Source organism: Kitasatospora sp. NPDC056327, assembly GCF_042261735.1.
GTDB lineage: Bacteria > Actinomycetota > Actinomycetes > Streptomycetales > Streptomycetaceae > Kitasatospora.
In genome coordinates, this window is the sequence record NZ_JBHJRC010000414.1 from 1 (window position 1) to 5,614 (window position 5,614).

At 76.4% G+C, this 5,614-nt stretch carries 5 protein-coding genes; 2 read left to right on the forward strand and 3 right to left on the reverse strand.

What is annotated here, in order from left to right; all coding sequences use genetic code 11:
• Positions 1–87: 87 nt before the first annotated feature.
• Complete coding sequence (locus ACFCX4_RS34225; protein ID WP_376151031.1) at positions 88–1,158, reverse strand: DMT family transporter; 1,071 nt, start codon at positions 1,156–1,158, stop codon at positions 88–90.
• A gap of 152 nt (positions 1,159–1,310) precedes the next feature.
• On the opposite strand from ACFCX4_RS34225, the gene ACFCX4_RS34230 reads away from it, so the two are divergent.
• Complete coding sequence (locus tag ACFCX4_RS34230) at positions 1,311–2,189, forward strand: DUF1906 domain-containing protein (protein WP_376151033.1); 879 nt, start codon at positions 1,311–1,313, stop codon at positions 2,187–2,189.
• Between the two features lie 55 nt (positions 2,190–2,244).
• Here ACFCX4_RS34230 and ACFCX4_RS34235 read toward each other — a convergent pair whose 3' ends face one another.
• The gene (locus ACFCX4_RS34235; protein WP_376151035.1) at positions 2,245–2,442 is read right to left on the reverse strand and encodes a hypothetical protein; all 198 of its coding nucleotides are present in this window, start codon (positions 2,440–2,442) and stop codon (positions 2,245–2,247) included.
• A 279-nt stretch (positions 2,443–2,721) separates the two neighbouring features.
• On the opposite strand from ACFCX4_RS34235, the gene ACFCX4_RS34240 reads away from it, so the two are divergent.
• The gene (locus ACFCX4_RS34240) at positions 2,722–4,383 is read left to right on the forward strand and encodes a long-chain fatty acid--CoA ligase (RefSeq protein WP_376151037.1); all 1,662 of its coding nucleotides are present in this window, start codon (positions 2,722–2,724) and stop codon (positions 4,381–4,383) included.
• A gap of 76 nt (positions 4,384–4,459) precedes the next feature.
• On the opposite strand, the gene ACFCX4_RS34245 is transcribed toward ACFCX4_RS34240, so the two are convergent.
• Positions 4,460–5,614, reverse strand: a 1,155-nt coding sequence (locus ACFCX4_RS34245; protein WP_376151039.1) for a PleD family two-component system response regulator, incomplete at its 5' end; no start/stop codon positions are given.

Genomic DNA, 5,614 nt, shown 5'->3' on the forward strand with positions numbered 1-5,614 from the left:
CGCATCGATCGATGCGCGCCCCCGTCCACGGGCACGGTCCCGACGCGGCCCGCCCGGGCGGGCGTCGTCCGGCCGGTAGCCGCCCCGTCAGCGTCGCCCGGTCAGCGTGGCTCCGACGCTCGCCGCGACCACGCAGCCGATCCCGGCCAGCTGCGCGGCCCCCAGCAGCTGGCCCAGCACCACCAGGCCGACCAGCGCGCTGACCGCCGGCTCCAGGCTCACCAGCACGCTGAACACCCGTTGCGGCATCCGCCGCAGCGCCGTCATCTCCAGCGCGTACGGGATCACCGGCAGCAGCAGCGACACCCCGGCGACCGCGAGCAGCAGCGTCAGCGGCGAGGCGCCGGGGGCGGTCAGCCCGTCCCAGGCCTGGCCCAGTCCGAACGGCGCCACCGTCAGCGCGCCGACCGTCATCGACACGGCCAGCCCCTGGAAGCCCTGGAACGCCGCGCCGACCTTGTCGGTGAACAGGATGTACGCGGCGTAGCAGGCGGCCGCGCCGAAGGCGTAGAGCAGGCCGACCGGGTCGAGTCCGGAGCCTTCCCCGCCGCCCTCGCCGAGCAGGGTCAGCAGCACCACGCCGCCGGCCGCGAGCAGCGCCCAGAGCAGGTGGGTGGCCCGGCGGGCGAAGACCAGGGCCACCGCGAGCGGGCCGAGGAACTCGATGGTGGCGGCGGTGCCCATCGGCAGCCGGTCGATCGCCCCGGCGAACAGCAGCGTCATCCCGGCCGACGCCACGCCGAGCAGGGCGGCGGCGAGCAGGTCGCGCGGGCGGCGCCCCCGCAGCTTCGGCCTGGTGACGGCCAGCAGGACGACCGCCGCGAAGCTCAGTCGCAGGAACGTGGTGCCGCTGACCCCGAGCGGGCCGAACAGCGGCTTGGAGAACGCGATGCCGGTCTGCACCAGGAACATCGCCACCAGACAGAGCAGCGGCGCCGGGATCCTCTCCGGGCGCCGCAGGAAGTTCGGGGTCCGCCGGCCGGTCGTGCGGCCGGGCCGTGCGTCCGGTGGCCCGTCACCGGGCGCCGCGCCGTCCCGTCGCCCGCCGCCCCGCTCGCCGGTGGGCTCGCCCCGGGTGGCGGGCGGCACGGCAAGCGCCTCGGCGACGGTGGTGACCGTCGACGGGGCAGAGGTTTCGCTGGGATGGGACGTGGGCATGGTTGTGAGTTTGCCGTAAGGAGCCATGGGGCAGCAAGCTCGTTACAGAAATCGGGACGGATGCGGACGGGTGCGTCCGAAAGGGTGAGCTCCGACGGCGCGCCCGGCGCGCTTGCCGCGATCGCCCGACGGGCCGTCAGTATCAAGGCGGGGTGCGCCATCTCCGCCCCGCGGCCCTCGCCGCCGCCTCCCTCGTCCTGCTGCTGGCCGCCGTCGGCCCGGGCGTGAGCACCGGTGGGGCCGCCCCGGTGGCCGCGGCCGCGCCCCGGATCCGCGCGACCGTCCTCCCGGACCGGCTGGGCCCGCCGGTCGCCCGGGCCCGCGACCGCTACGCCGGCGCGGCCTTCGACGCCTGCACCGCGCCCCCGCCGGAGACCCTGCGGGCCTGGCGCGACGCCTCGCCGTACGGGGCGCTCGGCATCTACACCAGCGGCAGCCAGCGCGGCTGCGCCCAGCCGAGGCTCACCGCCGACTGGGTGCGGCAGGCACGGGCGATGGGGTGGCGGTTCCTGCCCGTCCACGTCGGCCTGCAGGCGCCGTGCAGCGAACTGAAGCGCAAACCGAAGCGGATCGACCCGGCGCGGGCCGTGCAGCAGGGGCGCGAGGAGGCGGCCGAGGCGGTCCGGGGTCTGCGGGCGGTCGGGATCGGCCCGGGCAGTCCGGTCTTCCTGGACATCGAGGCCTACCCGATGCGCGATCCGGCCTGCGGCCAGGGCGTCGTCGACTTCACCCTCGGCTGGACGCAGGCCCTGCACCGGGCCGGCTACCGCTCGGGCTTCTACTCCAGCCTCGACTCCGGGGTCGCCGACCTCGCCGCGGCCGCGCGGGCCGGCAGCACCCCGCTGCCCGACGTCCTCTGGTACGCCCGCTGGGACGACCGCGCCGACACCGCCGGCGGCGGGGCGCTCACCCCGGACCTCTGGAGCGGGCACCGGCGCGTCCACCAGTACCGCGGCAACGTCGAGGAGACCTGGGGCGGGGCGACCCTCACCGTCGACCGCAACCAGGTCGACGCGCCACTTGCCGGCTGAGCGGCCCGCCGGCGGTCGGTCCCGCGGACCGGCGGTCACTCCCGCCGGCCCGCGGTCACTCCCGCAGGCCGAGCCCCAGCCAGCCCCGGCCCCGGCAGTGGCGGCAGGTCTCCGGAACGTAGCCGGTGCCGGTGCGGCCGTCCCGCACACCCTTGCGCGGCTCCGTCCGCACCCCGCCCGAACAGCACGGGCACGGCACCCGGAACCCGGCCAGACCCCGATCCACCCGCCGTTCGCCGTGCTCGTCACCCATGCCCCCAGTATCCCGCCCCCCTCCCGGCGTCCGACCGCGCCCCCGTGCCGACCGGCGGCGGTCGCGGGGGCGCCCCGCCGGTCCGGCGTCCGCGGGCCGTCCGGGGAGGCCGTGGCCGGGTCGTGATCGGGGCAACGCGGTCGGGATGCTGACATCGGGGACACGGCGCGGCACAATCGGGCTCGACTGCCCGTATTACCGCCCAGTAGCCGCCGGTCCGACCGCGGCCGGGCCGCCCGGGCAGAGCCGCCGCAGTGCCGCCCAGGTCGAGGAGGACCCGTGTTCAGCACGATGCAGGACGTACCGCTCACCGTTGCCCGAATCCTGGAGCACGGGTCGACCGTCCACGGACGCTCGACCGTCACCACCTGGGACGGCACCGGCCCGGTGGTCCGGACGTACGCCGAGGTCGGGGAGCGGGCGGCCCGGCTGGCGTGGGCGCTGCGGGACGAGCTCGGCGTGACCGAGGACGACCGCGTGGCCACCCTGATGTGGAACAACGCCGAGCACCTGGAGGCCTACCTCGCGGTGCCGGCGATGGGCGCGGTGCTGCACACGCTGAACCTCCGGCTCCCGGCGAACCAGCTGTCGTTCATCGTCGACCACGCCGCCGACCGCGTGATCATCGTCAACGGCACCGTCCTCCCCCTGCTGGCGGCGGTCCTCCCCGGGCTCGCCCCGACGCTGAAGCACATCGTGGTCAGCGGCCCCGGCGACCGGTCGGTGCTGGCCGGGTTCGCCGGCGGCGTGCACGACTACGAGGAGCTGATCGCGGACCGGCCGTCCGCCTACCCCTGGCGCGGCGACATCGACGAACGGCGGGCCGCCGTGCTCTGTTACACCTCGGGCACCACCGGCGACCCGAAGGGCGTGCTCTACAGCCACCGCTCGGTCTACCTGCACTGTCTCCAGGTCAACACCGGCGACAACTTCGGCTTCACCCCGCGCGACACCGCGCTGCCGGTCGTGCCGATGTTCCACGTCAACGCCTGGGGCATCCCGCACGCCGCCTTCATGTCCGGTGCCGGCCTGCTGATGCCCGACCGCTTCCTCCAGCCGCGGCCGATGGCCGAGATGATCGCCGCGGTGAGGCCCACGGTCAGCGCGGCCGTGCCGACGATCTGGAGCGGCCTGCTGGACGAGCTGGACGCCGGCGACTACGACACCTCCAGCCTGCGCATGGTGGTGATCGGCGGCTCGGCCTGCCCGCCGTCGCTGATGAAGGGCTACGAGGAGCGCCACGGCATCCGGGTCGTCCACGCCTGGGGCATGACCGAGACCTCGCCGCTCGGCTCCTTCGCCCAGCCGCCGGGCGGCCTCACCCCGGAGGAGGAGTGGCCGTACCGGGTCACCCAGGGCGTCTTCCCGGCCTCCGTCGAGGCCCGGCTGATCGGCCCGGGCGGCGAGCGGATGCCCCACGACGGCGCCTCCGCCGGCGAGCTGGAGGTACGCGGCCCGTGGATCGCGGGGGCGTACTACGGGGGCGCGGGCCAGGACCCGGAGCGCCCGGACGACAAGTTCTCCGAGGACGGCTGGCTGCGCACCGGCGACGTCGGCACGATCACCGCCGACGGCTACCTGACCCTGACCGACCGGGCCAAGGACGTCATCAAGTCCGGCGGCGAGTGGATCTCCTCGCAGGACCTGGAGAACCACCTGATGGCCCACCCCGAGGTCGCCGAGGCCGCCGTGGTGGCCGTCCCGGACGAGAAGTGGGGCGAGCGGCCGCTGGCCACCGTGGTCCTGCGGCCGGGTGCCACCGCCGGGCTCCGGGAGCTGCGGGCCTTCCTGGCCGGCCGGGTCGCCTCCTGGCAGCTGCCGGAGCGCTGGGCGGTCGTCGAGACGGTGCCGAAGACCTCGGTCGGCAAGTTCGACAAGAAGGTGATCCGGGCCGACTACGCGGCGGAGAGGCTGGACGTCACGCTGGTCGGCAAGGAGTAGCCGGGCACCGGGCGCACACGTCGAGGAGGGCCGGTCACCCCGGGAGGGGGTGGCCGGTCCCCGGCGTGCGCGGTCCTCAGCCGGCCGCGGCGACGCCCGCCTCGCCCATGGCGCCGATCCGCCCGAGCAGGTCGACGATCCGGGACTGCACGTCGTCGCTGGTCGAGCGCTCGGCGAGGAAGAGCACCGTCTCGCCGGTGCGCAGCCGGGGCAGCTCGCGCGGGTCGAGGTCCACCGAGGTGTAGACCACGAGCGGGGTGCGGTGCAGCCGGTCGTTGGCGCGCAGCCAGTCCAGCAGGCCGACCCGGCGGCGGCGGATCTGGAACAGGTCCATCACCACCAGGTTGGGCTGCACGCTGCTGGCCCGGGAGACGGCGTCGTTCTCGTCCACCGCGTGCTCGACGTGCATGCCGCGCCGTTCCAGGCTGCCGATCATCGCGGCGGCGATGTCCGGGTCGCCCTCGACCAGCAGGACGCGCGGGGCGTGGTGCTCGCCGTCGCGCGGGGCGAGGGCGCGCAGCAGGACGGCCGGGTCGGCACCGTACGCGGCGTCCCGGGTGGCCTGGCCGAGGCCGGCGGTGACCAGCACCGGGACCCGGCTGTTCAGCGCCGCGGTGCGCAGCGACTGCAGCGCGGTGCGGGTGATCGGGCCGGTCAGCGGGTCGACGAAGAGGGCGGCGGGGAAGCCGGCGACCTGCGCGTCCACCTCCTCGCGGGAGCGGACGATCACCGGGCGGTAGCCGCGCTCCTGGAGCGCCTGCTTGGTGGCGGGGTCGGGCTCGGGCCAGACCAGCAGCCGGCGCGGGCCGCCGTCGGGGGCCGGGGCGGGCACGGCGTGGTGCTCCCCGGCGCCGTCCGGCGGGGCGATCGGCGCGATGGCCGCGATCGCCTGGGAGGGGACGGGCGTGCCGGGGGCGGCGGGCAGCTCGGCCATCGGGCGCGCCGCGGGCCGGCCCTCGGCACCGGGTGCCGGGGGCACCGGGACGACCGGCGTGACCGCGCCGAGCGGACGCGCCGGGGCCAGCTCGCCCAGGCCGCTGCCGATCGCCCGCGGGCCGTCCTCGTGCTGGTCGCCGCCCTGGGCGCCCGGGGCCGGCTGGGCGCCCGGAAGGGCGGGAAGCGCCGGCACGGCGCCGGTGTCCGGCACCGCCGGGGCGGCCGGCGGCAGCGCGGGCAGCGCGGACCCGTCCGACGGCGCCGCGCCGTCGGAGACGGGGGCACCGCCCTCGCC

Coding starts and splice junctions, on each gene's coding strand:
- ACFCX4_RS34235 (WP_376151035.1), bottom strand. CDS start 2,442: ATGGGTGACGAGCACGGCGAACGGCGGGTGGATCGGGGTCTGGCCGGG.
- ACFCX4_RS34225 (WP_376151031.1), bottom strand. CDS start 1,158: ATGCCCACGTCCCATCCCAGCGAAACCTCTGCCCCGTCGACGGTCACC.